A 24,026-nucleotide genomic window follows, 5' to 3' on the forward strand; every position below is an offset into this window, starting at 1 on the left:
CTATCTCAGCCAAGCCATTTAATGGATATACGCTAAGGCGCTTCAAAGATCCAAGACGTGCCTTCCCGAGCATCTTTAAGAATAATGCCTAGCGCTGCAAGCTCATCGCGGATTGCATCGGCCTGGGCAAAGTCTTTATTCGCTTTGGCCGCTATGCGCTGCGCTATTTTAGCGTTAATCTCGCTTTCGCTAAGTGGCATAGCCAGCTGCGCGCCCTGCAAGAAGGTTAGTGGCACTTGCTGAAGCAGCCCCAAAATAGCGCCAAGCTGCTTTAACTCAGCGGCCAGGCGAGGCGCTTCTTCAGGCTTTTCCTGCTTGGCGCGATTGAGTTCTCGCGCTAATTCAAACAATACGGCCAGCGCTTCTGGAGAGTTGAAATCATCGTCCATGACCTGAGTAAAACGCTCACGATAGGTCGACGCGGTGCTATTTACGACGCTAACTTCCACATCCTGCAGCGCCGTGTATAAGCGAGTCAGTGATTTTCTTGCTTCCGTCAGTGAATCTACTGAATAGTTAATAGGGCTACGATAATGGCTCGCCACCAGCAGAAAACGCACTACTTCGGGGTCGTGTTCGGCCAACACGTCGCGGATGGTAAAGAAGTTGCCCAGCGACTTGGACATCTTCTCTTGATTCACACGCACTGCCCCAGCATGCATCCAAGTATTAACGTAAGTTTTGCCAGTGGCCGCTTCGCTTTGGGCAATTTCATTTTCATGATGCGGAAAGGTTAAATCCGGCCCGCCGCCATGAATATCAAACGTATCGCCCAAACAGCAGGTCGACATCGCAGAGCACTCAATATGCCAGCCAGGGCGACCGTTGCCCCAGGGCGACGCCCAGTGAGCCTCGCCCGGTTTAGCCGCTTTCCAGAGGACGAAATCGAGCGGGTCCTCTTTGTTGACATCAATATCAACCCGCGCACCTGAGCGCATATCGTCAAGCTGGCGGTTGTTAAGCTTGCCGTAATTTGCAAATTTACGTACCCGATAATAGACATCTCCATTATCAGCCGCGTAGGCATAACCTTTTTCAATCAGCGTTTCAATCATGGCCACGATATCGCCAATATGCCCGGTGGCGCGCGGTTCGTGACTCGGCGGCAAGACGAATAAACGCGCCTCATCTTCGTGCATGGCTGCGATCATACGCTCAGTCAGTGCCGAGATGCTTTCACCATTTTCATCAGCGCGCTTGAGGATTTTGTCGTCGATATCGGTAATATTGCGTACGTAGTTGACCTCGAAACCACGCTCACGCAAATAGCGCGTGATGACATCAAAGGCGACCATCACTCGGGCATGCCCAAGGTGGCAATAGTCATACACCGTCATGCCGCAAACATACATGCTCACTTTTCCCGCCACTAGCGGGGTGAAAGGTTCTTTGCGTCGCGTCAACGTATTGTAAATATGCATATGCCTATCCATGTTTCTCAGCCCTTAACCCTTCTGCTTGATTTTAGCCCAGCTATCTTTCAGACCCACGGTACGGTTAAACACGAGTTTTTCCGGCGTGGTGTCGTGACGATCAGCACAGAAGTAGCCGACACGTTCAAATTGAAAGCGTGACTCAGGAGTAGCTTCAGCAAGGCTAGGCTCTCCAATGGCGTGACACACCACCAAAGACTCAGGATTTAAGTGCTCAAGGAAATCGACATCTTTATCACGATCAGGCTGCTCAATGGTGAACAGGTTGTCATACAGACGCACTTCTACCGGCACGCCGTGAGGTGCGCTAACCCAATGAATCACACCTTTAACCTTACGCCCTTCAGGGTTTTTGCCCAGGGTGTCAAAATCAACCGAACAGTGCAGCTCGGCAATCTCACCGGCGGCGTCTTTAATGACCTCATCGCAGCGAATCACATAGCTATTGCGCAAACGAACTTCTTTACCTGGCGCCAGGCGGAAGAATTTTTTGGGCGCATCTTCCATGAAGTCTTCTTGGTCGATGTAGAGTTCCCGAGTGAACGGCACCTTGCGCATCGGCATATCATCGCGCGCTGGGTGCCCAGGCACTTCGTACATTTCTTCGTGGTCTGCCGGAACGTTGGTCAGCACGACTTTCAGCGGCTTCAATACGCACATGGCTCGCGGTGCATTGTCCTCAAGATCCGAGCGAATCGCGTGGGTAAGCATCGCAATATCAACCAAGCCACCATCAGCGCGAGTAACGCCAATCATCTCGCAGAACTTTCGAATAGACGCCGCCGTGTAGCCACGACGACGCATGCCAGAAATAGTCGGCATGCGCGGATCGTCCCAGCCATTGACAATGTTTTCATCGACCAGCAGCTTCAGCTTGCGCTTGGAGGTAAGCGTATAATCCAGATTTAGCCGGGCAAACTCAATTTGGCGCGGTTTGGCAGGCACCGGCAGGTTGTTCAAAAACCACTCGTAAAGGGGGCGGTGATCTTCAAATTCCAAGGTGCAGATTGAGTGAGTAATGCCTTCGATGGCATCTGACTGGCCGTGGGTGAAATCGTAGGAGGGATAAATTTTCCATTTATCGCCCGTTTGATGATGGCTGGCGTGACGAATACGATAAAGGATGGGGTCGCGAAGATTGATATTAGGAGACGCCATGTCAATTTTTGCACGCACGACTTTTTCACTTTCACCAAACTCACCTTCACGCATGCGCGCTAGCAAATCCAGGTTCTCTTCGGCGCTGCGCTCGCGATAAGGGCTAGGCTTGCCTGGCGACGTCAGCGTGCCGCGGTACTCACGAATTTCATCGGGTGAAAGATCGTCGACATAGGCCTTGCCTTCACGCATCAAGTGCTGCGCCCAGGCGTAAAGCTGATCAAAGTAGTCCGAAGCAAAACGCACGGGGCCTGCCCACTCAAAGCCTAGCCAACTGACGTCTTCTTTAATCGCATCAATGTAGGCTTGCTCTTCTTTCGCCGGGTTGGTGTCGTCAAAACGTAAATGACACTCGCCACCCAGCTGCTCCGCCAACCCAAAGTTTAAACAGATCGACTTCGCATGGCCGATATGCAAAAAGCCGTTTGGCTCCGGTGGGAAACGTGTCACGATTTTAGTGACCTGGCCGCCCTCGATTTCGTCGCGTACTTGGTTGCGAATGAAGTTCGGCGCTGGGGTGGTCTCGTTGGTCATGATTGTGTTGATAACCTCTGGTGGATGGCGTACTAAGCAATGAAGGCATGCCGTGAAAACATCCCGTAAAAACATCCCTTAAAAACATAGGATACTACTATGGGCCTTCGCGGTGCAGGGCAAAACAGCTATTATAACGTGACGCCGATGCACAGCGCCAAGGCGAACGCCTTTATTGAACAGGAATTTATCAATGATCGTATTACAGACGAACCACGGTGACATCACCATCGCTCTTAACCATGAAAAAGCGCCGATTAGCGCGGCGAATTTTGAACAATACGTCCGCGACGGATTTTATGACGAAACGTTGTTTCACCGGGTAATCGACGGATTCATGGTTCAAGGCGGCGGTTTTGATAAGAACTTTGAGCAAAAACCTACCCGTGACGCCATTGACAATGAAGCTGACAATGGCTTGAAAAACACTGTTGGCACGCTGGCCATGGCTCGCACCCAGGACCCAAATTCTGCTACTGCGCAGTTTTTCATTAATGTAGGCGACAATAGCTTCCTAAATCATAGCGGCAAAAACCTGCAAGGCTGGGGCTATGCGGTATTTGGTGAAGTCGTTGATGGTATGGATGTTGTGAACGAGATTAAAAACGTAGCGACTACTCGCCGCGGGATGCACGCCGATGTGCCTGCTGAAGATGTCATTATTGAGCGTGCCTACGTCAAAGACGCTGAATAACGAAGGCCGGGAGCTTTATGCGCACACTGCTTGTTGCAGATCTGCATCTGAGTAGCGATACCCCTGAGCTTAATCAGGGGTTTTATGACTACCTAGAACACACCGCCTCTGGCGCCGATGCCCTATATATTCTGGGTGACTTATTTGATGCTTGGATTGGCGATGACCTTCTTGACGCTACCGCCCATCCGCTCAGCCGGGTTGCACAAGAAGTTATTCAGCGCTTACGTAAGCTGAGTGACGATGGCACCCACATCTATCTGATGCACGGTAACCGCGACTTCCTGCTGGGTGAGCGCTTCGTAGCGGCCTGCCAGGCAACGTTGCTGCCTGATGTTCACGAGGTGGAAATTCAGGGCATCCCCGTTGTATTACTGCACGGCGATAGCCTGTGCACCATGGATCAGGCCTATATGGCTTTTCGAGCACAGTCGCGTAATCCAGAGTGGCAAACACAGATGCTTGCCCTGCCTTTAGAGCAGCGCTTGGAGCTAGCCAAAAGTCTGCGTTTGCAGTCAGGGGAAGCCAACGCAACGAAGGCCGAGGCAATCATGGATGTTACGCAGCAAGAGGTCACGTCGCTGATGGAGCGCTACAGCGTTGCCACCATGATTCACGGCCACACACATCGCCCATTGGTACATGATGTGACGGTGGAAGGCGTTCCAGCCAAGCGCTATGTGCTGGGCGACTGGGATGCCCAGCATGGCTGGGATATCGTTATTGAGACCACTGGCATAGCTACGCCACAGCTACGCCAATTCACACTGGCCCAACTGCCCAGCGCCTGATTATTGAGTCGCTTCACTAAAAAAGCCGATCACGAAGATCGGCTTTTTTTTGCAAACAGGCAATACGATTTTAACGCTCGATGTCTGCATCGCTGTGCAGATCCTCAATCAACCCCTGTAGAACGGATTGAGCGCGTAGCTGCTCAGACATTTGGGTGACAAACGTCTGCATTTGCTCATCGACTTCCCCATCGCTAACGCTATCGAGCGCCACAATGGCGACGCCTTGCGGCAGTTCAACCGATGCATAGACACTCTGATCTTCTTCAGGGTGCTTCATGCGGAAAGCTTCTTGCACAATGGATTGAGGCACCGTGGTATCGGCCTGGCGACTAACGTTATCAGCCTCTAGCCAGTCAATATCGGCTTGGCCGCTACCTTTCAGCTGGGTGATTAACGCCTGTGCTTCTTCTCGTAACGCCTGCTGCTGCTGTTCGGCTGCTACAGAAATCTCAACCTCTTCTCGCACATCATCAAGCGATAGCAGCGTAGCATCGCGCTGTTCGGCAACCCGCAGCACCATGCGCCGATCCGGATCGAGCTCAATCACTTCGCTGTTATAGCCTTCCTCCAGTACGTCGCTACTGAAAGCAGCCGACATCACGCCAGGTTCAGACAGCACTCCCTCGCTTTGATCATCGCGGCCAAGCCAGTCACTTTCATTGAGCGTTAAGCCAATCTGGTCGGCAACGCCTTGCAAGTCATCCGCGGCAAAGCTTTCATCGATTAGCTTCTGAGCCTGCTGATTAAAATCACTATCAACATCACGCAGGGCTACTTCACGCGCTAGCTCATTACGCTGCTCTTCAAACGAAGGGCCTTGGATATCCGTTACTTGGATAATATGGAAAGCACCGTCCAACTCTACAGGCTGAGAAATGCCACCTTCCTCAAGGCCAAAGGCAGCCTCATCAAACGCATCGCCAAAGAAACCGCGGCTAATAACCCCAAGATCACCGCCCTCTTCAGCGCTGGCGGTATCGTCAGAGTAGCGTAACGCGGCTTCCTCAAAAGACTCACCGCCATCCAGTGCATCGCGTGCGGTTTCGGCTAAGGCCTGAGCCTCGTCACGGGAGCGTTCACCACCAAAGGTAACCATGATGTGCGAAACGCGGCGGTCAGCATCACGATTTTGCTCGCGCCATGCATCCAGTAGCGCGCCTTCATCGACCTCACTCTCTTGCGCCATCGCGCTACGGTCAAGTAATACGTACTCAAGGCGTACCTGCTCAGGCCGTTCAAAGCGGGCTTGATTAGCGTCGTAATAAGTCTGCATTGCCTCTTCGCTGACGGCGATATCAGCTTCTAAATCTGAGCCATCTAATACGACATAGCGGAAATTACGCTGCTGACGCTGTAGCTCTGCCAAGCGGCTCTGCTCATTAGGTAGGCTAAAGTCGCTAAAAGCGAGGCCCTGCTGCAAATGCTGGCGCTGGATATCAACGCGTAATTCATCGCGGAACAACATCGGCGTATAGCCGGCACCCGCTAAGCGATTACGAAATACGTCAGCGGAGAAACGTCCATCCTGATCATGAAACTCAGGCAGGCCGACAATCATCTGATCTAACTGCTCATCAGAAACGCTAAAACCACCGTCTTTAGCATACTGAGATAGCAGTTGCTGAGTGATGAGCTGATCGAGCATATCGCTACGCAAGGCGCGCTCTTGCTCTGGTGGCACCTGCCCTGAACGGAGCGCTCGCTGCACCTCTAGCTCAACCTGCTGACGCATAATTGGCTGGCCATTAACGCTCGCCACTTCATTCGGATCACTACCAAAAAGCCCGAACAGTGACTCAATCCCGAAAAATGCCATGGCCGCGACCATAACACCGATAATAATTTTGGCACCCCAGCTCCTGGAGCCATCTCGAATACTTTGCAGCATGCTAGCCTCAGATAGTCACAGCCAAACACATCGACCCGCCAAATCTTAACAAATAGGGGCCAGAAAATAACATGGGCGCATCGCCAGTGCGATGCGCCCATTGGTTACAACAAACGCTGCCAAATTAGTTAACGGCGTCTTTCAGCGCTTTACCTGCTTTGAAGCTGGGTACTTTTGCAGCACTGATCTGGATCGGCTGACCGGTTTGAGGGTTGCGACCAGTTCGAGCGGCACGCTCTTTGATTGCGAAGGTACCAAAACCTACCAGCGATACGCTTTCACCTTTCTTCAGGCTACCGGTGACAGACTCTACCATGGCATCCAATGCACGGGTTGCCGCTGCTTTAGGAATATCGGCAGATGCGGCAATGGCTTCAATCAGCTCGGACTTATTCACTCTTCACCCCTTGACTATTTCAAAAAAAATGGCTCTGAACGGCATGGCACCGATGGGTATCACTATCAAAGCATAGCTGCGTTTTATAGCAATGCCTCTAAAGCTATGTCAAGCAACCCATGTCGAGCAACCATGCCTCGAAATACCCGCCACACAAGACAGCGGGCCAAAATATTAAGTAAAGTTAAAGATCAAAAAGAGCTTTAACCGCTTAATGGGTACTAGCAACGACGTCACTGTTAAACGATGCTTCAGTATTTTTTAACTGCGCACCTTTTTCTACTTTATCAGCTAACGCTACGGCTAAGACATCATCAATCCAACGTACAGGACGAATATCCAGTGCACCTTTGATATTATCTGGTACTTCCTTGAGATCACGGCGGTTTTCTTCAGGAATCAGCACTGTCTTTATACCACCGCGGCGAGCTGCCAGCAATTTCTCCTTCAACCCACCAATGGGCAACACTTCACCGCGCAGATTAACCTCACCGGTCATGGCAACATCACAGCGCACTGCGCGCTGGGTATAAGCGGAAACAATCGCCGTTACCATCGCAATACCGGCACTGGGGCCATCCTTCGGCGTGGCTCCTTCGGGCACGTGGATATGCAGATCCTCTTTCTCAAATCGATCGGGATCAATTCCATAAGCTTCGGCCCTAGCGCGAACCACTGTCTGGGCAGCACTTACCGACTCTTTCATCACATCGCCAAGAGAGCCCGTTTTGTTGATTCGCCCTTTACCGGGCGTAACAACGGACTCAATATTAAGCAGCTCACCACCCACCGATGTCCAAGCCAAGCCTGTAACTCGGCCGATTTGATCTTCTTGCTCAGCCAAGCCGTAGCTATAGCGACGCACGCCAGCATAGTGCTCAATCTGCTCAGCAGTTAAGCTCTGTCCCGCCTGGCTAGCCTGCGGGTCATTTTCGTTTTCAATCCGTTCGCGCAGAACTTTACGCGACACCTTTGCAATTTGTCGTTCGAGTTCGCGCACACCCGCTTCACGGGTGTAATAGCGGATAAGTTCTAACAACGCGCTGTCTTCCAACGTCAGCTCATCGCCTTTCAAACCGTTAGCTTCTAACTGCTTCGGCAACAAATAGCGCTTTGCGATTGCCAGTTTTTCATCTTCGGTGTAACCCGGCAGACGAATAATTTCCATGCGATCGAGCAGCGCACTGGGAATATTCATCGAGTTTGCCGTGCAGATAAACAGTGTCTCAGAAAGATCATAGTCCAGCTCTAGATAATGATCACTAAAGCTGTTGTTCTGCTCAGGATCCAGCACTTCGAGCAGCGCAGAAGCAGGATCACCACGATGATCCATACCTAACTTATCGACTTCGTCTAATAGGAAAAGTGGGTTTTTGACACCAGCACGACTCATACGCTGCATCAATTTACCAGGCAGCGAACCAATATACGTACGCCGATGCCCACGAATTTCTGACTCATCGCGTACGCCGCCCAGTGCCAAACGCACATATTTGCGGTTGGTGGCACGGGCAATCGATTGACCAAGCGAGGTCTTACCCACCCCTGGCGGGCCAACCAAGCATAGTACAGGCCCCTTCATCTTACGCACACGCTTCTGTACAGCGAGATACTCGAGAATCCGCGCTTTGACCTCTTCTAAACCGTAATGATCCTCATCCAACACCTGCTGAGCTTTTACCAGATCATGCTTAACGCGGGTGCGCTTTTTCCACGGCACCGCTACTAACCAGTCTAGATAAGAACGCACAACGGTGGCTTCTGCAGAATTAGAAGCCATCATTTTTAATTTATTAAGCTCTTGAGTGGCTTTGTCAGAGGCGTCTTTGGGCATGCCTGATTCTTTAATCGCCTTCTCGTACTTCTCAGCCTCATTAGGTACATTATCAAGGTCCCCCATCTCTTTCTGGATGGCCTTCATCTGTTCGTTGAGATAGTACTCGCGCTGGGTCTTTTCCATCTGCTCTTTCACTCGAGAGCGGATGCGCTTCTCCACTTGAAGCAGATCAATTTCAGATTCGATCAGAGCCATCAAATGCTCTATACGATCACGCACCCGATCCATCTCCAATAGCTCTTGCTTATCACCAATTTTGAGCGATAAGTGTGCACAGATGGTATCTACCAAGCGGCTTGGATCCTCAATCCCTGACAGCGAATTCAATACTTCATTGGGGACTTTTTTAGATAACTTAACGTACTGTTCGAACTGGTTGAGCAGCACCCTCACCAGCGCTTCTTGCTCACGAGAGGTCAACGGCTCGCTTTCCCGGGGCATCAAATATGCCTGGGTATAGCCAGCCGCGTTTTCTTCAACGTCCAAGACATCCGCGCGAAAACTACCCTCAATAAGTACTTTAACCGTTCCATCTGGCAGCTTAAGCAACTGCATAATGTCAGCCACGGTACCCATGGAATAAAGATCGGCGTTATCTGGATCATCCTGAGAAGCTTCTCGTTGAGCGACCAGCAATACACGCTTATCAGCCTCCATCGCCGCTTCGAGCGCCTGGATAGACTTTTCACGACCTACAAAAAGAGGTATGACCATTTGCGGATAAACAACGACATCACGCAATGGCAAAAGGGGTAGACACTGAGTCTGTTCGGCGTTCTGCTGCATCGCAGACGTTCCTCGGCAAATCGGATGAGTACTTAAGGAGTACTTGGAAAAGTACTGCATAGTCTTAACAACGCTTGCCTAATTAAGCATTCGCATTGAGCAGACTACGTAGTAACACTTCACAACAGCGCTTCATAAAACAAGGGGCCGCCTAGGCGACCCCTTGGATTAGCGCAAGCGGTTAAGCTGGGCCACGATACTTGACTAACGCATTAGCCATCCGTGCCGTCAACAAGGGCTTCTTCTTGCTGAGAGTAGATCAGCAGAGGTTCACTTTCACCCGCAATGACTGAGCCATCAATGACCACCTTACTGACGCCTTCAAGCGATGGGATTTCATACATAGTGTCCAGCAGTACCGACTCTAAAATAGAGCGTAGTCCGCGTGCACCTGTTTTGCGTTCCATGGCTTTTTCAGCAACCGCACGCAATGCTTCGTCTCTGAACTCAAGCGTTACGCCTTCCATGTCGAACAGCTTAGCGTACTGCTTGATCAACGAGTTTTTCGGCTCGGTAAGGATCTGTACCAATGCATCTTCGGTCAGCTCCATCAGCGTTGCAATAATCGGTAAACGACCTACGAACTCAGGAATCAGACCGAATTTCACCAGATCTTCTGGCTCAACGTCAGCGAGAAGCTCGCCCACGCCACGAGAAGACTCTTTGCTCTTAACCGCAGCATTGAAACCAATACCGCCTTTCTCCGCACGGTCACGAATAACCTTATCGAGGCCTGCAAATGCACCGCCGACGATAAACAGAATATTACTCGTGTTGACCTGGACAAACTCTTGCTGAGGATGCTTGCGGCCACCCTGCGGAGGCACTGACGCAGTAGTCCCTTCAATCAATTTGAGCAGCGCCTGCTGAACGCCTTCACCCGACACATCCCGCGTTATAGAAGGATTGTCAGATTTACGTGAAATCTTGTCGATTTCATCGATATAAACGATGCCGCGCTCGGCTTTTTCGACATCGTAATCGCACTTCTGCAGCAGCTTTTGGATAATGTTTTCAACATCTTCACCGACGTAGCCGGCTTCCGTTAGCGTTGTTGCATCAGCGATAGTAAACGGCACATTCAATAGACGCGCCATGGTTTCTGCCAACAGCGTTTTACCACTACCAGTAGGTCCAATCAGCAGAATATTTGATTTGCCTAGTTCAACATCACCGTCGCGTCCATCTGTTTTCAGGCGTTTGTAGTGGTTATATACCGCTACGGATAGCACCATCTTGGCGCGATCTTGCCCAATGACGTAATCATCCAGAGTATGACGTATTTCGCGGGGCGTAGGTAAACGCTCCTCGTCGCTCTCGGCATCGGCTTCGAGAACTTCCTCGCGAATGATGTCATTACATAAGTCGACACACTCATCGCAGATATAGACGGACGGGCCCGCAATCAGCTTACGTACTTCGTTTTGGTTTTTGCCACAAAACGAGCAGTACAGCAGTTTGCCACCTTCGTCCTTGCCTTTGCCGTCGGCCATTCGTATACCTCTGTCACTGCGGCGGCTAACGCCGCCGAAAAAGCTCGTTAGAAAAGCAGAATCCTATCACGCTATCAGGATGTAGGCCGCTTATCCAGCACTGCATCAATCAAGCCATACTCTTTGGCTCTATTGGCGCTCATGAAATTATCGCGGTCTGTATCACGCGAAACGGTTTCAATATCCTGCCCCGTATGATGAGCAAGAATTTGATTCAGCTTCTCGCGAATACCAAGAATTTCACGGGTATGAATTTCGATGTCAGACGCCTGGCCTTGATAACCACCTAGCGGCTGATGAATCATCACTCGCGAGTTAGGCAAGCAATAACGTTTTCCTGCTGCCCCTGCTGTTAGCAGCAGTGCGCCCATACTGGCCGCCTGGCCAATGCAGACGGTAGACACATCGGGCTTAACAAACTGCATAGTGTCGTAAATCGACATACCTGCAGTGACCGACCCACCCGGTGAATTGATATACAGGTGAATGTCTTTATCCGGATTTTCTGACTCTAGGAACAGCAGTTGCGCGACGACCAAGTTAGCCATGTAATCTTCTACAGGCCCTACCAGGAAAATGACACGCTCTTTCAACAAGCGTGAATAAATGTCGTAGGCTCTTTCCCCTTTGGCGCTCTGCTCAACCACCATGGGCACTAAACCGCCGGCATTTTGAATATCGAACTCACTCATTCAGGTGATTCCTTGCGTCCGGGAAGGGAAAGGCGCACCGAAATGGGTGCGCCACGTTCCAGGGTGTTAGGCGCTAGCTTGCTCGCCTTCCTCTTCAGCACCCTCATCTTGCTCTGCCTGCTTTTGCGCAGCGGCAAGGGCTTGCTGATACGACATTTCTACGTCTTTCACGTTCGTTGATTCAAGCAGCTTGGCTACCGCTTTTTCTTCGAGAATGGCAGATTTAACCTGGGTTTTCAGCTGCTCGTTACCCATGTAATAGCTGACAACCTCGTCAGGGTCTTGGTACTGTTCAGCAAGCTCGGCCACTTTCGCTTTGATTGCATCATCATCAGCATCAAGCTCATTAGCCTTAATAACTTCAGCCAGCAACAAGCCAACCTGAACGCGCCCTTTAGCCTGCTCTTCAAACAGCTCATTCGGCAGTTGGCTGACATCAAAGTCTTCGCCCAAACCAAACTGTTGCGCAGCTTGACGCTTCATGCCGTCCGTTTCTTGCTGGACTAAGCCGCTAGGCACAGGGATGTCATTGACATTTTTAAGCGCATCAAGCACTTGCTGCTTAACGCGATTATCAACGGCCTGCGACGCTTCACGGGTCATGTTTTTCTTGATTTCAGCGCGGAATTTTTCCTGGTCGCCGTCTTCAACGCCAAAGCGTTCGATGAACTCAGCGTCAACGTCAGGTAGTTTCTGACTGCTGACCTTATGAACCGTCACTTTAAACGTCGCTTCTTTACCGGCTAAGTGCTCTGCCTGGTAATCAGCAGGGAAAGTAACGCTAAGCGTTTTATCTTCGCCGGCTTTAGCACCAATCAGCTGCTCTTCAAAACCGGGAATGAAGCTGTTTGAACCGATAACCAGCGAGTGACCTTCGGCGCTGCCGCCTTCAAACGGCTCATCACCGATAAAGCCTTGGAAATCGATAGTGACTTGATCGCCATCAGCAGCAGCGGCATCAACTTCTTCCCAAGCTGCATTTTGCTTGCGCAGCGTATCGATCATTTCATCAACGTCGGCATCGCTAACTGAAACGACAGGACGCTCAATGTCAGTCCCTTCGATGGAAGCCAGCTCTATCTCCGGATAGATTTCCATTACCGCAACGAACTCTAAATCTTTACCGGCTTCGTTGACGGAAGGCTCAATTTTCGGGAAACCCGCTGGATTTAGGCCTTCATCAGTAATGGCACGCACATAGCGTTCGCGCATCACTTCGTTTACTACTTCATTGCGCGCATCTTGGCCGTAACGCTGATTAACGACAGCCATCGGCACCCGACCCTGGCGAAAGCCGTTCAAACGAACATTCTTCGCGGTGTCTTTCAAGCGAGCACTAACAGCCTCGTCGATTTCGGCCGCCGGCACTTGAATAGTAATACGGCGTTCGATCTGGGAGGTCGTCTCGACAGAAACTTGCATGAATTGTCCTCTAACGGCTTGGCGTTGTGTTGATTGCATGTAATAAGTTCAAGGGGGCAATTTTAAGAACCCCGACGCATGGTCGCAAGCGCCATGCTCGCAACATGGGGGCAGTGATTTTAAAAACAAGGCAATACGTGAGCAATTAAGTGCTTTAGAACGTATTTAAGGCCGTTATTAGCTCCATGTTACGTAATCTGTACCATTCTACTGTTTTGTACCTCTTGCAGCGAATTTTTCAATCTTTACCGACAAAACTATTCTGCCTGGCGCTCTGTCTTCCACCACAGGCTCAGCGTATGCATGAGCACGCCCAGGGTCGCGCCATGGGAAATAAACACCTGCCAACTGATCCAGTTCGTAAATAGCGCATGCCAGCACCCCATGGCGACCATTCCTAATAGCATCATAACAACAAGACACTTGAGCAATGCAGGCAGTTTTTGGCGTGCAGTGGATGACAGCATTCGCCACTGCACGATAGCCGCCGCAGCCACCAAGGTGAAAGCAGCTACGATCAGAATCTGACGCGTTTCGTGACCACCGGCTAGATAGCGCGGCAGCGCCGCCAGCATCAGCACACATAAACCCAGCGCTACGCTAATACGTTCCGGTGAGGTAGGGGCTCGCTGCATTACTTAATCTACCTTCAACTGCTGAGCAACAATCCACTCTTCAACCCAGGGAATGGCAGCATCATCGGCCATAAATGTTTCCATCGCATCGATGTCTAACCGCTCACCTAACCGAGTAGCACCATGATCTTCTAGCAGCATGTCTAACGCTCTGCCTGCGCCACAAAATGTATCGCCATAGGAGCTATCGCCCAGCGCAATTAAACCGTAGCGCAACGATGAGAGCGATGGGCTTTGATCGCGCAGGTGACGAACAAAAGAAACAAAGTTACCGGGGAAATCGCCACTGCCCGTTGTTGATACACAAAATAGCGCCAAATCAGCGTCACTTTCGGTAATGTCAATCAAGGCTGGCTGTTCAGAAATAGTCACCGTGTAACCGGCCTGCTCAAAAAGCGGCTTTACCTGCTCTGCAACATCTAACGCGCCGCCATACATTGTACCCACGAGAATATTCAGCTTCGGCATCGTCACTCCCCTGTTAAAAGTACCCACCATCAAGTCGGCAGATACCCGATGAATTCGCTCAAATATTAACATGGCCAGATAAAATGAAATACGCCCCAGCGCGCTCAGCCAAGACAACGCAGAAAAGCCCTTTCACCACGATATCCAAGCAAAAAAAGAGCGCTCAAGAAGCGCTCATTTCTGTATTTTAAAAGCGTATATTTAACGAGCAAGGTTTGGCGACAAGCTCAGGTGCAGGAAAATCACTCTGCACCTAAATAGTGCTCTACTTGTTGCTTGAGCTTTTGGCCTGGCCGAAAGGTCACCACGCGCCGGGCAGAAATTGGAATTTCCTCACCGGTCTTAGGGTTCCGTCCAGGACGCTCTCGCTTATCACGCAAATCAAAGTTACCGAAACCCGATAACTTTACCTGCTCATTCTCACGCAGGCAGGCTCGAATCTCTTCAAAAAAAGCTTCGACCATAGCCTTCGCTTCTCGCTTAGACAGGTCTAGCTCTGCATGCAAATGTTCAGCCAGCTCTGCTTTGGTCAACGCACCCATAGGGCTTCTCCTTTTCATTGAGGCAAACACAGCAGCAAACGCATTGCCAAGAACGTGATAAGCGGCGTAGCGTAACCTTAGTTATTATCAGCCGCGCAGCTCAGCATCAAGTTCGACACGCACTTGTGTCACGATTGAATCGACCAACTGATTGATTTCTTCATCGTTTAGCGTGCGCGATGGATGCTGCCAGGTCAAGCCCAACGCAATACTCTTGTATCCATCAGCGACGCCCTTGCCCGAATAAACATCAAATAGTTTGATATTTTGCAAGTAATCACCGGCATTCTGCTTAGTACAGTCAAGCAGTGCCTGAACGGGCGTTGCATCGCTCAGTATAAACGCGAGATCGCGACGCACCTCAGGAAAACGCGATAACGGCTCAAACGCTGCAATCTGACCCTGGCTTAGAACGTCCAGACGCACCTCAAACAACACCGCATCCATCTTTAAGCCCAGCGTTGCACGAGCCTGCGGGTGCAGAGTACCAACCCAACCTGCCGGCTTGGCGTTATACAATAGCTGAGCGCTTTGCCCTGGATGAAGTGCAGGATGCTCTGCAGGCTCAAACCGCCAAGCGCCTGACTCACCGCCCAATGCCAGCAAACTTTCCAAATCGCCTTTCAAATCGTAAAAATCAACACGCGCTTTAGCACCGCTCCAACCCTCTGGTTCCCGCGCACCACAGACCAATGCACCTAGCATCGGCACTTGCGACAATGCATCCAGCTCACCGTTAAATACTAGACCGGTTTCAAAAAGACGCACGCGCGATTGCTGGCGGTTAAGGTTGTATTCCATGGCACGCACTAAACCTGGGAACAAGCTCGCGCGCATTACCGACAAATCAGCCGAGATAGGATTAGCGAGCACAGGAGAAACAGCGTCAGGCAAAATAGCGGCCTGCAGCTCAGGGGCAACAAAACTATAGGTGATCGCCTCTTGGAAGCCCCGAGCAACCATCTGGCGGCGTAACTGTGATGTGGTGAGCGTGGCCTCATCAGCAGAACGCAAAGCTAAGCGTGCCGCAGGACGACGTACCGGCAGATTGTTGTAGCCGTGAATTCGCGCAACTTCTTCAATAAGGTCCTCTTCGATGGCAACATCAAAGCGCCAACTGGGCGCAACCACGTTCCAGTTCCCCTCATCCAGACTGACACTTAGCCCTAAACGCTGCAAAATATCGGTCACGTCATCGCGATCAAGCGACTTGGAAAGCGCCATTTCCAAACGAGCACTGCGCAACACTATCGATCGCTGTTCAGGCATATTGCCAGCACTTTGCACGTCAATCGCCGGCCCGGCCTGACCACCACAGATATCAATAAGCAGCCGGGTTGCCCGCTCAACGGCTAGCGGCGCTAACTGCGGATCGACGCCGCGCTCAAAGCGATGTGACGCATCGGTGTGCATCCCGTAAGAACGCGCTTGGCCAGCAATAGCAAGCGGTGTAAAAAAAGCAGACTCAAGGAAAATAGTATGCGTATTTTCATTAACGCCAGAGTTTTCTCCGCCCATCACACCTGCCATCGCTAACGGACCGGAATGATCAGCAATCACTAGCGTTTCAGACCGCAGCGCCACGTCACTGCCATCAAGCAGCGTTAAACGCTCGCCAGGCTTGGCCATACGCACAACGATGCCGCCTTGCAGGTTATCATGATCAAAAGCGTGCAGCGGCTGCCCCAACTCCAGCATCACGTAGTTAGTGATGTCGACCACGGGATCTATGGAGCGCACGCCGCTACGACGTAAACGCTCGACCATCCAGAGCGGCGTTTCAGCCTGCACGTTGATGCCTTTAATAACGCGACCAATATAGCGCGGACACTGCTCTGGCGCCTCGACACTGATAGCAAAATTATCGTCAATATCAGCAGCCACCGGCGTGATTTCTGGCCCATTAACCGCCAAACGGTTAAGTACACCCACTTCGCGCGCCAACCCCTTAATACTTAAGCAGTCACCTCGGTTGGGCGTCAGATCAACCTCAATAGTCATATCATTGAGGTGCATATACTCTCTAAAATCGGCACCCACGGGCGCTGATGCCGACAGCACCAGGATGCCAGGCGACGTATCTTCTTCAAGCCCCAGCTCCGAGGCTGAACAAATCATCCCGCGCGACTCAACGCCACGCAGTTTCGCTTTTTTGATTTTAAAGTCGCCCGGCAGCACACCACCCACCTGAGCAAAGGCAATTTTCTGGTTTACATCAACATTGGCGGCACCACAAACTACCTGAACAGGATCGCCGGAGCCATCGTCAACGGTGCACACATTTAGCTTATCCGCATCAGGGTGTTTCTCTTTACTCAACACCGTTGCCACCACCACGCCACTAAAAGCAGCGGCCACAGCTTCAATAGCGTCGACTTCCAAGCCGGCCATGGTGATTTGATCAGCGATTGTCTGCGTATCAAGCTGCGGCGATACCCACTCACGCAGCCACTGTTCTGAAAATTTCATGGTTTTTCCTGTATTCGGCAGCGGTCTTAAGCGAATTGGCGTAGAAAGCGCAGATCGTTTTCAAAAAACAGGCGTAAGTCATTAACGCCATAGCGCAGCATCGCTAAACGTTCAGCCCCCATTCCGAAGGCAAAGCCGGTGTAGCGCTCAGCATCGATACCTGCGTGACGGAAAACCTCAGGATGCACCATGCCGCATCCCATCACCTCTAACCAGCCGCTATGAGAACACACGCGGCAGCCCGAACCACTACACATCACGCACTGAATATCCACTTCGGCAGAAGGCTCAGTGAATGGAAAGTACGAAGGACGGAAACGTACAGAGAGATCGTCGCGCTCAAAAAATGCTTGCAGAAAATCTTCGATGGTACCTTTTAGATCTGCAAAGCTAACCCCTTCGTCGACCAGCAAACCTTCCACCTGGTGGAACATTGGCGTGTGGGTCAAGTCTGAATCGCTGCGATAAACACGGCCCGGGCAGACGATACGAATGGGTGGCTCGCAATCTTTCATCGTACGGACTTGCACTGGCGAAGTGTGAGTACGCAGTAACCGCGTAGCATCAAAATAAAAGGTGTCGGCCATACCACGAGCAGGATGGTGCGCCGGAATATTAAGGGCTTCAAAATTGTGATAATCATCTTCAATTTCAGGCCCAATCGCCACATCGTAGCCGATGCGTGTAAACAGTCCTTCAATACGCTCAAGCGTTTGAGTAACCGGATGCAAACCGCCCTGGGACTGATTGCGCCCTGGCAACGTGACATCGATGCTCTCCGCAGCCAAACGCGCATTTAACGCAGCACTGTCAAGCTGCTGGCGTTTAGCATCAATTTCGCTGGCAAGCGTTTGCTTAGCCTGGTTAATACGCTCACCCGCAGCAGGTCGCTCTTCTGCTGACAGCTTTCCCAGGCCTTTCAGTAAGGCAGTTACCTCACCTTTTTTACCTAAGTAGCTTACTCGTAACTCGTCTAGTGCAGCGACACTCTGCGCGGCCTGAATGGCGTCGCGAGCCTCAGATACCAGAGTAGGAAGGTGATCCATCCGTTTCACTCCGAATTAAGCGATGTCCATCTCTGAAGATGGCGTAGCACGTTGAAGGTGGCAAAAAAACAGGGGAAGAGCGGCTGCTCTTCCCCTGGATGGGTCACTCTGAAATGACCTCAGGCACGTTACACGGGCAAGTGCCCAGTGCAATTTACCTTATTGGGCAGCCTTGGCTTTTTCCACGATGGCAGCAAATGCAGCCTTTTCGTGTACTGCCAAATCGGCCAATACTTTACGGTCGATTTCGATCCCAGCTTTCTTAAGGCCACCAACAAAGCGGCTATAAGACATACCGTTGATGCGAGCACCGGCGTTAATACGCTGGATCCACAGTGCGCGGAACTGACGCTTACGGTTACGACGGTCACGGTAAGCGTACTGACCAGCTTTGATAACGGCTTGCTTGGCAACGCGGAATACACGCGAACGGGCACCGTAGTAACCTTTAGCAAGTTTCAATACTTTTTTATGGCGACGACGCGCTACTACGCCACGTTTAACTCGAGTCATAACACACTCCTGACTTTAAGGCTGAGGCAAAAAAATTGTGCACTCAGAAAAACGAAAACCCGAATTATAAATTCGGCAGCATACGCTGGATAAGCGCTTTGTCGGATGCGTGAATCTGCTTCATACCACGCAGTTGACGCTTACGCTTAGTCGATTTCTTGGTCAAGATGTGGCTACGAAAAGACTGCTTATGCTTAAAGCCATTAGCGGTCTTTTTAAAGCGCTTCGCAGCGCCGCTGTTGCTTTTGATTTTCGGCATGAGGAATACTCCGCTCGATATTTTTTAGAAAATCCAGGGCCGACCACCGTGTTACCGGTGGCCCGTTGGCATCGCCGTTGGATCACTTCTTTTTCGGGGCAATAATCATGATCATCTGGCGCCCTTCCATTTTCGGGAAAGACTCTACCAAACCGATCTCTTCCAGGTCAGCCGCAATCCTTTCCATCAGCTTACGCCCGATGTCTTGGTGCGCCATTTCACGACCACGGAAGCGCAATGTGACTTTGCCCTTATCACCACCTTCAAGAAAGCGCGTCAGGTTTTTCAGCTTGACCTGATAATCGCCTTCATCGGTGCCAGGACGGAATTTAACTTCCTTAACCTGGATTTGCTTTTGCTTCTTCTTTTGAGCCGCTTTCTGCTTCTTGCTCTCAAAAACGAACTTACCGTAATCCATTATCTTACAGACAATGGGATCGGCATTTGAAATTTGCACGAGATCTAAGCTTTCGGATTCAGCACGCTCTAACGCTTCGGTGGTAGGCACTACGCCTAACTGCTCACCGTCGCTACCGATAAGACGTACTTCTTCTTCAACGATTCGCTCGTTCATTGGTGGGCGTTTATCTGCTGGACGCCCTCGCTGGTTGCTTCGCTTGATCGCTCCGTCTCCTTAGGCAATTGACGATGTCGCCAGGGCTGCTCTCTCGGCGGTGTGGCGCTCAATAAACTCATCGACCGTCATTGTACCGAGATTTTCGCCGCTACGTGTTCGTACGGCCACTGAGTCAGCTTCGACTTCCTTATCTCCTACCACAAGGAGGTAAGGAACTTTCTGTAACGTATGCTCACGGATTTTAAAGCCGATCTTCTCGTTCCTCAAGTCCGCTTTTACACGTAAGCCACTTTTTTGCAGGCGTTTCTCCAATTCTAACGCATATTCACGCTGTGAATCGGTAATAATCATGACGACAGCCTGCTGTGGAGCCAGCCATAATGGCATAGCCCCCGCATAATGTTCAATCAGGATGCCAATGAAACGCTCCATGGAGCCTACGATAGCACGGTGCAGCATGACTGGCGACTTTCGCTGCCCTTCTTCGGTCACATACTGGGCACCGAGGCGCTCGGGCATCATGAAGTCAACCTGCATGGTACCCACCTGCCACTCACGACCCAAGCAGTCTTTCATATGGTATTCAATCTTGGGGCCATAGAAGGCACCCTCACCCGGTAGCTCTTGCCACTCAACATCGCAAGCTTTCAGCGCACTACGCAGTGCATCTTCGGCACGATCCCAAACGTCATCACTACCAATACGCTTTTCTGGGCGAAGCGCAATTTTAATCGCGATATCTTCAAAACCGAAATCGCTATATACCTTGAGCGCCTGACGATGAAAGTTAGTGACTTCGGGCTCAACCTGAGCCTCGGTACAAAAAATATGGCCATCGTCTTGAGTAAAGGCCCGTACACGCATAATGCCGTGCAAAGCACCTGAGGGTTCGTTGCGATGACACCCACCAAATTCACCAAAACGAACGGGTAATTCACGATAGCTACGCAAGCCGGAATTAAACACCTGAACGTGGCCAGGACAATTCATCGGCTTAAGAGCATACTCACGCTTTTCAGACTCGGTAAAAAACATACCGTCCGCGTAATTGTCCCAATGGCCTGATTTCTTCCAAAGCGATACATCCATAATCTGAGGACAGCGAATTTCTTGATAACCACCTTCTTTATAGACATTACGCATATACTGCTCGACCTGCTGCCATAGCGCCCACCCATTGGGGTGCCAGAACACCATGCCCGGCGCTTCTTCTTGCATATGGAAGAGGTCAAGTCGACGGGCTAGCTTGCGGTGGTCACGCTTTTCGGCTTCTTCGAGGCGCTTAATGTACGCTTTAAGCTGTTTTTTATCGCCCCACGCAGTGCCATAGATACGTGTAAGCATGGTGTTATCAGAGTCACCGCGCCAATAGGCACCCGCAAGCTTTGTTAGCTTAAAGGCCTTTAAATGGCGAGTATTCGGCACGTGCGGACCGCGGCACATGTCGGTATATTCTTCATGATGATAAAGGCGAATGGAGGCGTCATCGGGAATAGCGCTGATAATATCCTGCTTATAGGGTTCATCACGCTGTACAAATGTCTGCATAGCCTGATCGCGATCTACGTATTCGCGCACCACATCGTACTCGCGCTCAATCAGAGACTGCATGCGCGCTTCGATAGCTTCTAGGTCATCTGGCGTGATGGATTGACCAAACTCAATATCGTAGTAAAAACCGTCATCAATGACCGGCCCAATGGCCATTTTGGCGGCCGGGTACATCTGTTTAACCGCATGACCAATCAAGTGGGCACAGGAGTGGCGGATTATTTCTACGCCTTCATCATCCCGCGCAGTAATAATAGAAACGCGGGCATCTTGCTCAATCAAATCAGCAGCATCGACCAGCACACCATCAATCTTTCCAGCAATGCAGGCCTTAGCCAAACCAGGGCCAATGGATTCTGCAAGCTGCATAATGGTTAGCGGCGCTTCAAACGTTTTTTGACTGCCATCAGGCAGGGTCACAATAGGCATTCAGGTTCCTTGAGCGCAGTGGTGATCCATACCAAGGATCACATATCGCTATCAATGGTCTTGGGAGGCACTTAGCTTAACAATATAAACAGCGGCCAGCCTAGCAGACTGAGCGCTGCCTCAAAATAAAAACGGGAGGCCAAGGCCTCCCGCTTCTTTACCAAACTCTTGCTGACTAATCGCTATCTACGATTAGCAAAACCAGCAAAAATAGGTGTGATTACTTCCACTCGTCCAATTCTACGCGACGGTTCTGGAAGCGACCTTCTTCAGTTTCATTAGAGGCTACTGGCTGCTCTTCACCGAAACCTACAGACTGCATGCGGTTAGAAGCTACGCCGCGGCTAGCTAGGTAGCGCGCAACAGACTCAGCACGTTCTTGTGACAAGTTTTTGTTGTACGCATCAGGGCCGCGAGAATCTGTGTGGCCTTCGATGCTTACACGTACGTCGGTGTTGTTTACTAGACGCTCAGCAACACCGTTAAGTACGTTACGTGCATTAGAAGTCAACTCTGCAGAGTCGAATTCAAAGTTAACGTCTTGGAGTACAACGCTGTCCGGGCAACCCAGCGCATTAACTTCTACGCCTGCTGGGGTGTTCGGGCACTGGTCACGGTAGTCAGGCACACCGTCGTTGTCGGAATCAAGCGGGCAACCGCTTGCGTTAACTTCTACGCCAGCAGGTGTGCCTGGGCACTGATCACGGAAATCAGGCACGCCATCACCATCAGAATCTAGCGGGCAGCCCTGTGCGTCAACTGCAACGCCAGCAGGCACTTCACCGAAGCTAGGGCACTGAGGAGCGACAGGCTCAGGCGTACGATCAGCACACAGCAGACCACCAATAGCGCCACCAACAACAGCGCCTGTAGCGGCACCACTTTCTTCGTCAGAATCGCCGCTAACTGCATAGCCAATGCTGCCAGCGATAACACTGCCTGCCAAACCGCAAACAAACGGGTGGTTGTACCAGCTGCTGTCACTGCTAGCGCTTGATTGGCCGGAAGACTGAGAGGCCGAGCTGGCACAGCCAGATAGACCCACTACCAGTGCGGAACCGATTAGCAAGCCAGTCGTTGATTTTTTCATGTAAAACTCCTTCTTGATCCAATGCTGAAATGGTCTTAAGTGACCAAATCTATCCAATGCTTCTTATTTGCGAGAGCATCCATTTTTCGCCTGTTTCGCATTACTAAGTACAGCGCACTCAATCATAACGAAACGGTGTGCCTATCATTAACGCTTAAGCGCAAGAAGGCAACAATGCCAAGATATCAACTTCTTGCCAATACCGACATCATTCAGCATAGCAAAATTGCCACAATGGGCACTAAAAAGTTTGCGATGCCTTTTGGCGGCTCATGCCGCACAAAACTGATACTTCTTAATATAATCTCAATGCAATACATCTGCACCTTTGGCCCGCCATTCTAATACAGCTTTAGCCGCCGCCACTACTGCTTCTCGCATATCATCTTCTGCTGCTAATCTTTCTTTATCTTCTTGCATACGTTCACGGGCTGTCAGCTGCTGACGAGCCGAGTGAGTGTTCAAATGTCGCGTGCGATTAAAGTGCTCACTAAACGCTTGAAATGCCGGCCTTTCAGCCAAGCTAGAGTCAACAATCTCTAGTAGTACCTTACAACGCCATGCACCCTCAGTGATATCGACTTGCTGCTGAACTAATGCACTCGCCACATAGTCGAGATTTTCTAAGCTGTTCTGAAGCGCACGGCTATCTTCATCGCGTCGATACGCTTCTCTGCGACCAACCTCTTTGCGCAAGCGCCATGCATACAGGCACAGACCGATAACGACAGCAAGCGCCATCACAAATAAAATTAACGCCCCCGTTGAGCTCATAAAACCTCTCATTAAGCGTGTAAATTTCTTGACGAAAATTGTACACCCTTATACCCCCAATAAGCTAATAGCATATAATGATGAATATTAACGGCACCATAAGTCTCACCGGCAGGCCACAGACAGGCTTATAAAAACCCTTACGCTACGCCAGAATGTCCGACTGCCAGCATCACAGTCAAACAAGGCGGATAATCTGCAGATCAGGGAAGAAATCTGTGCATTTACATGCAGACAGATGCCAATCTATAGCTTCAAATATGTAATAATCGACGCTAACTTATACGAATCGCGCCACCCGATGGAGTGCCTTATGATCAAGCGTCGCCCTACCCTGCGTATTAAGAGCGGCTTAGCTCTTGCACCGCTTTTATTGTTGGCAGGTTGCACTACTTATACTTGGCCGGATGGCTCAAAGAAAACCGTCATTGGTGTGGTACCCGATGATGAAAATCAACGCTATGAAGAGCAACAAGCTGATGGCGTACGCTATCGCATTCCCGATGAAATCCCTGACACCCGCAGTGAATAAATATGCAGTGAAT

The 24,026-nt window shown here is 50.8% G+C and carries 22 protein-coding genes; 3 read left to right on the forward strand and 19 right to left on the reverse strand.

Translation table 11 applies throughout. The features are described 5' to 3' along the window. Positions 1-32: 32 nt before the first annotated feature. Both cysS and ACT3TF_RS16760 read right to left on the reverse strand, forming a co-directional pair. Positions 33-1,421 (reverse strand): cysteine--tRNA ligase, encoded by a 1,389-nt coding sequence (gene cysS / locus ACT3TF_RS16755; protein ID WP_444672610.1) that lies wholly within the window; start codon positions 1,419-1,421, stop codon positions 33-35. A 24-nt stretch (positions 1,422-1,445) separates the two neighbouring features. Continuing rightward, entirely contained in the window at positions 1,446-3,125 is a 1,680-nt protein-coding gene (locus ACT3TF_RS16760; RefSeq protein WP_096279867.1) for a glutamine--tRNA ligase/YqeY domain fusion protein, read from the reverse strand. A 193-nt stretch (positions 3,126-3,318) separates the two neighbouring features. On the opposite strand from ACT3TF_RS16760, the gene ACT3TF_RS16765 reads away from it, so the two are divergent. Next, positions 3,319-3,819: a peptidylprolyl isomerase gene (locus tag ACT3TF_RS16765; protein ID WP_096279865.1), complete on the forward strand. Its 501-nt coding sequence runs from the start codon at positions 3,319-3,321 to the stop codon at positions 3,817-3,819. 17 nt (positions 3,820-3,836) lie between these two features. Next, positions 3,837-4,610, forward strand: coding sequence for a UDP-2,3-diacylglucosamine diphosphatase (locus ACT3TF_RS16770; RefSeq protein ID WP_096279863.1), 774 nt, complete (start codon positions 3,837-3,839; stop codon positions 4,608-4,610). Between the two features lie 70 nt (positions 4,611-4,680). Here the strand turns inward: ACT3TF_RS16770 and ACT3TF_RS16775 are convergent, their stop codons facing one another. From ACT3TF_RS16775 to ACT3TF_RS16855, 17 genes are all read right to left on the reverse strand, one after another. Beyond that, positions 4,681-6,501: a SurA N-terminal domain-containing protein gene (locus ACT3TF_RS16775; protein WP_096279861.1), complete on the reverse strand. Its 1,821-nt coding sequence runs from the start codon at positions 6,499-6,501 to the stop codon at positions 4,681-4,683. Positions 6,502-6,625: 124 nt separating this feature from the next. Continuing rightward, a complete protein-coding gene (locus tag ACT3TF_RS16780; RefSeq protein WP_096279859.1) occupies positions 6,626-6,898 on the reverse strand; it encodes an HU family DNA-binding protein in 273 nt (90 codons plus the stop codon). Between the two features lie 211 nt (positions 6,899-7,109). Further along, complete coding sequence (lon, locus tag ACT3TF_RS16785; protein WP_441685546.1) at positions 7,110-9,521, reverse strand: endopeptidase La; 2,412 nt, start codon at positions 9,519-9,521, stop codon at positions 7,110-7,112. A 212-nt stretch (positions 9,522-9,733) separates the two neighbouring features. Beyond that, positions 9,734-11,014, reverse strand: coding sequence for an ATP-dependent Clp protease ATP-binding subunit ClpX (gene clpX, locus ACT3TF_RS16790; protein WP_096279855.1), 1,281 nt, complete (start codon positions 11,012-11,014; stop codon positions 9,734-9,736). Positions 11,015-11,088: 74 nt separating this feature from the next. Continuing rightward, positions 11,089-11,706 (reverse strand): ATP-dependent Clp endopeptidase proteolytic subunit ClpP, encoded by a 618-nt coding sequence (gene clpP / locus ACT3TF_RS16795; protein WP_096279853.1) that lies wholly within the window; start codon positions 11,704-11,706, stop codon positions 11,089-11,091. Between the two features lie 66 nt (positions 11,707-11,772). Next, a complete protein-coding gene (tig, locus tag ACT3TF_RS16800; protein ID WP_444672611.1) occupies positions 11,773-13,128 on the reverse strand; it encodes a trigger factor in 1,356 nt (451 codons plus the stop codon). A gap of 257 nt (positions 13,129-13,385) precedes the next feature. Then, positions 13,386-13,763, reverse strand: a complete 378-nt coding sequence (locus tag ACT3TF_RS16805; RefSeq protein WP_444672612.1) for a hypothetical protein — start codon at positions 13,761-13,763, stop codon at positions 13,386-13,388. A gap of 3 nt (positions 13,764-13,766) precedes the next feature. Continuing rightward, positions 13,767-14,231 carry a flavodoxin gene (locus ACT3TF_RS16810; RefSeq protein WP_444672613.1) on the reverse strand — a complete coding sequence of 155 codons (465 nt, stop codon included), beginning with the start codon at positions 14,229-14,231 and terminating at the stop codon, positions 13,767-13,769. 242 nt (positions 14,232-14,473) lie between these two features. Next, positions 14,474-14,773: an integration host factor subunit alpha gene (locus ACT3TF_RS16815; RefSeq protein ID WP_096279844.1), complete on the reverse strand. Its 300-nt coding sequence runs from the start codon at positions 14,771-14,773 to the stop codon at positions 14,474-14,476. Positions 14,774-14,860: 87 nt separating this feature from the next. Then, positions 14,861-17,242, reverse strand: a complete 2,382-nt coding sequence (gene pheT / locus ACT3TF_RS16820; RefSeq protein WP_444672614.1) for a phenylalanine--tRNA ligase subunit beta — start codon at positions 17,240-17,242, stop codon at positions 14,861-14,863. A gap of 26 nt (positions 17,243-17,268) precedes the next feature. After that, positions 17,269-18,288, reverse strand: a complete 1,020-nt coding sequence (gene pheS / locus ACT3TF_RS16825; protein ID WP_096279839.1) for a phenylalanine--tRNA ligase subunit alpha — start codon at positions 18,286-18,288, stop codon at positions 17,269-17,271. Between the two features lie 159 nt (positions 18,289-18,447). Beyond that, entirely contained in the window at positions 18,448-18,801 is a 354-nt protein-coding gene (rplT, locus tag ACT3TF_RS16830; RefSeq protein ID WP_078087679.1) for a 50S ribosomal protein L20, read from the reverse strand. 64 nt (positions 18,802-18,865) lie between these two features. Further along, positions 18,866-19,060 carry a 50S ribosomal protein L35 gene (rpmI, locus tag ACT3TF_RS16835; protein WP_009724291.1) on the reverse strand — a complete coding sequence of 65 codons (195 nt, stop codon included), beginning with the start codon at positions 19,058-19,060 and terminating at the stop codon, positions 18,866-18,868. An 82-nt stretch (positions 19,061-19,142) separates the two neighbouring features. Further along, complete coding sequence (infC, locus tag ACT3TF_RS16840; RefSeq protein ID WP_141393037.1) at positions 19,143-19,634, reverse strand: translation initiation factor IF-3; 492 nt, start codon at positions 19,632-19,634, stop codon at positions 19,143-19,145. A gap of 60 nt (positions 19,635-19,694) precedes the next feature. Continuing rightward, positions 19,695-21,617 carry a threonine--tRNA ligase gene (thrS, locus tag ACT3TF_RS16845; RefSeq protein ID WP_444672615.1) on the reverse strand — a complete coding sequence of 641 codons (1,923 nt, stop codon included), beginning with the start codon at positions 21,615-21,617 and terminating at the stop codon, positions 19,695-19,697. Positions 21,618-21,837: 220 nt separating this feature from the next. Beyond that, a complete protein-coding gene (locus ACT3TF_RS16850) occupies positions 21,838-22,707 on the reverse strand; it encodes an OmpA family protein (protein ID WP_096279833.1) in 870 nt (289 codons plus the stop codon). A 306-nt stretch (positions 22,708-23,013) separates the two neighbouring features. Further along, the gene (locus tag ACT3TF_RS16855) at positions 23,014-23,481 is read right to left on the reverse strand and encodes a DUF2489 domain-containing protein (RefSeq protein WP_096279831.1); all 468 of its coding nucleotides are present in this window, start codon (positions 23,479-23,481) and stop codon (positions 23,014-23,016) included. 313 nt (positions 23,482-23,794) lie between these two features. Here ACT3TF_RS16855 and ACT3TF_RS16860 point away from each other — a divergent pair, with 313 nt between their 5' ends. Then, entirely contained in the window at positions 23,795-24,013 is a 219-nt protein-coding gene (locus ACT3TF_RS16860) for a hypothetical protein (protein WP_096279829.1), read from the forward strand. Positions 24,014-24,026 lie beyond the last annotated feature (13 nt).

The sequence above is a fragment of the Halomonas sp. AOP25-F1-15 genome, from assembly GCF_052378675.1.
Classification (GTDB): Bacteria; Pseudomonadota; Gammaproteobacteria; order Pseudomonadales; family Halomonadaceae; genus Vreelandella; species Vreelandella casei.

Bases quoted from the DNA above. Each gene is read 5' to 3' on its own strand.
- cysS (WP_444672610.1), bottom strand. From the start codon at position 1,421: ATGCATATTTACAATACGTTGACGCGACGCAAAGAACCTTTCACCCCG.
- pheT (WP_444672614.1), bottom strand. From the start codon at position 17,242: ATGAAATTTTCAGAACAGTGGCTGCGTGAGTGGGTATCGCCGCAGCTT.
- ACT3TF_RS16810 (WP_444672613.1), bottom strand. From the start codon at position 14,231: ATGCCGAAGCTGAATATTCTCGTGGGTACAATGTATGGCGGCGCGTTA.
- ACT3TF_RS16805 (WP_444672612.1), bottom strand. From the start codon at position 13,763: ATGCAGCGAGCCCCTACCTCACCGGAACGTATTAGCGTAGCGCTGGGT.
- lon (WP_441685546.1), bottom strand. From the start codon at position 9,521: ATGCAGCAGAACGCCGAACAGACTCAGTGTCTACCCCTTTTGCCATTG.
- rpmI (WP_009724291.1), bottom strand. From the start codon at position 19,060: ATGCCGAAAATCAAAAGCAACAGCGGCGCTGCGAAGCGCTTTAAAAAG.
- ACT3TF_RS16775 (WP_096279861.1), bottom strand. From the start codon at position 6,501: ATGCTGCAAAGTATTCGAGATGGCTCCAGGAGCTGGGGTGCCAAAATT.
- ACT3TF_RS16860 (WP_096279829.1), top strand. From the start codon at position 23,795: ATGATCAAGCGTCGCCCTACCCTGCGTATTAAGAGCGGCTTAGCTCTT.
- ACT3TF_RS16815 (WP_096279844.1), bottom strand. From the start codon at position 14,773: ATGGGTGCGTTGACCAAAGCAGAGCTGGCTGAACATTTGCATGCAGAG.
- infC (WP_141393037.1), bottom strand. From the start codon at position 19,634: ATGAACGAGCGAATCGTTGAAGAAGAAGTACGTCTTATCGGTAGCGAC.
- ACT3TF_RS16850 (WP_096279833.1), bottom strand. From the start codon at position 22,707: ATGAAAAAATCAACGACTGGCTTGCTAATCGGTTCCGCACTGGTAGTG.
- pheS (WP_096279839.1), bottom strand. From the start codon at position 18,288: ATGGATCACCTTCCTACTCTGGTATCTGAGGCTCGCGACGCCATTCAG.
- clpP (WP_096279853.1), bottom strand. From the start codon at position 11,706: ATGAGTGAGTTCGATATTCAAAATGCCGGCGGTTTAGTGCCCATGGTG.
- ACT3TF_RS16760 (WP_096279867.1), bottom strand. From the start codon at position 3,125: ATGACCAACGAGACCACCCCAGCGCCGAACTTCATTCGCAACCAAGTA.
- ACT3TF_RS16765 (WP_096279865.1), top strand. From the start codon at position 3,319: ATGATCGTATTACAGACGAACCACGGTGACATCACCATCGCTCTTAAC.
- thrS (WP_444672615.1), bottom strand. From the start codon at position 21,617: ATGCCTATTGTGACCCTGCCTGATGGCAGTCAAAAAACGTTTGAAGCG.
- ACT3TF_RS16770 (WP_096279863.1), top strand. From the start codon at position 3,837: ATGCGCACACTGCTTGTTGCAGATCTGCATCTGAGTAGCGATACCCCT.
- rplT (WP_078087679.1), bottom strand. From the start codon at position 18,801: ATGACTCGAGTTAAACGTGGCGTAGTAGCGCGTCGTCGCCATAAAAAA.
- tig (WP_444672611.1), bottom strand. From the start codon at position 13,128: ATGCAAGTTTCTGTCGAGACGACCTCCCAGATCGAACGCCGTATTACT.
- ACT3TF_RS16855 (WP_096279831.1), bottom strand. From the start codon at position 23,481: ATGAGCTCAACGGGGGCGTTAATTTTATTTGTGATGGCGCTTGCTGTC.
- clpX (WP_096279855.1), bottom strand. From the start codon at position 11,014: ATGGCCGACGGCAAAGGCAAGGACGAAGGTGGCAAACTGCTGTACTGC.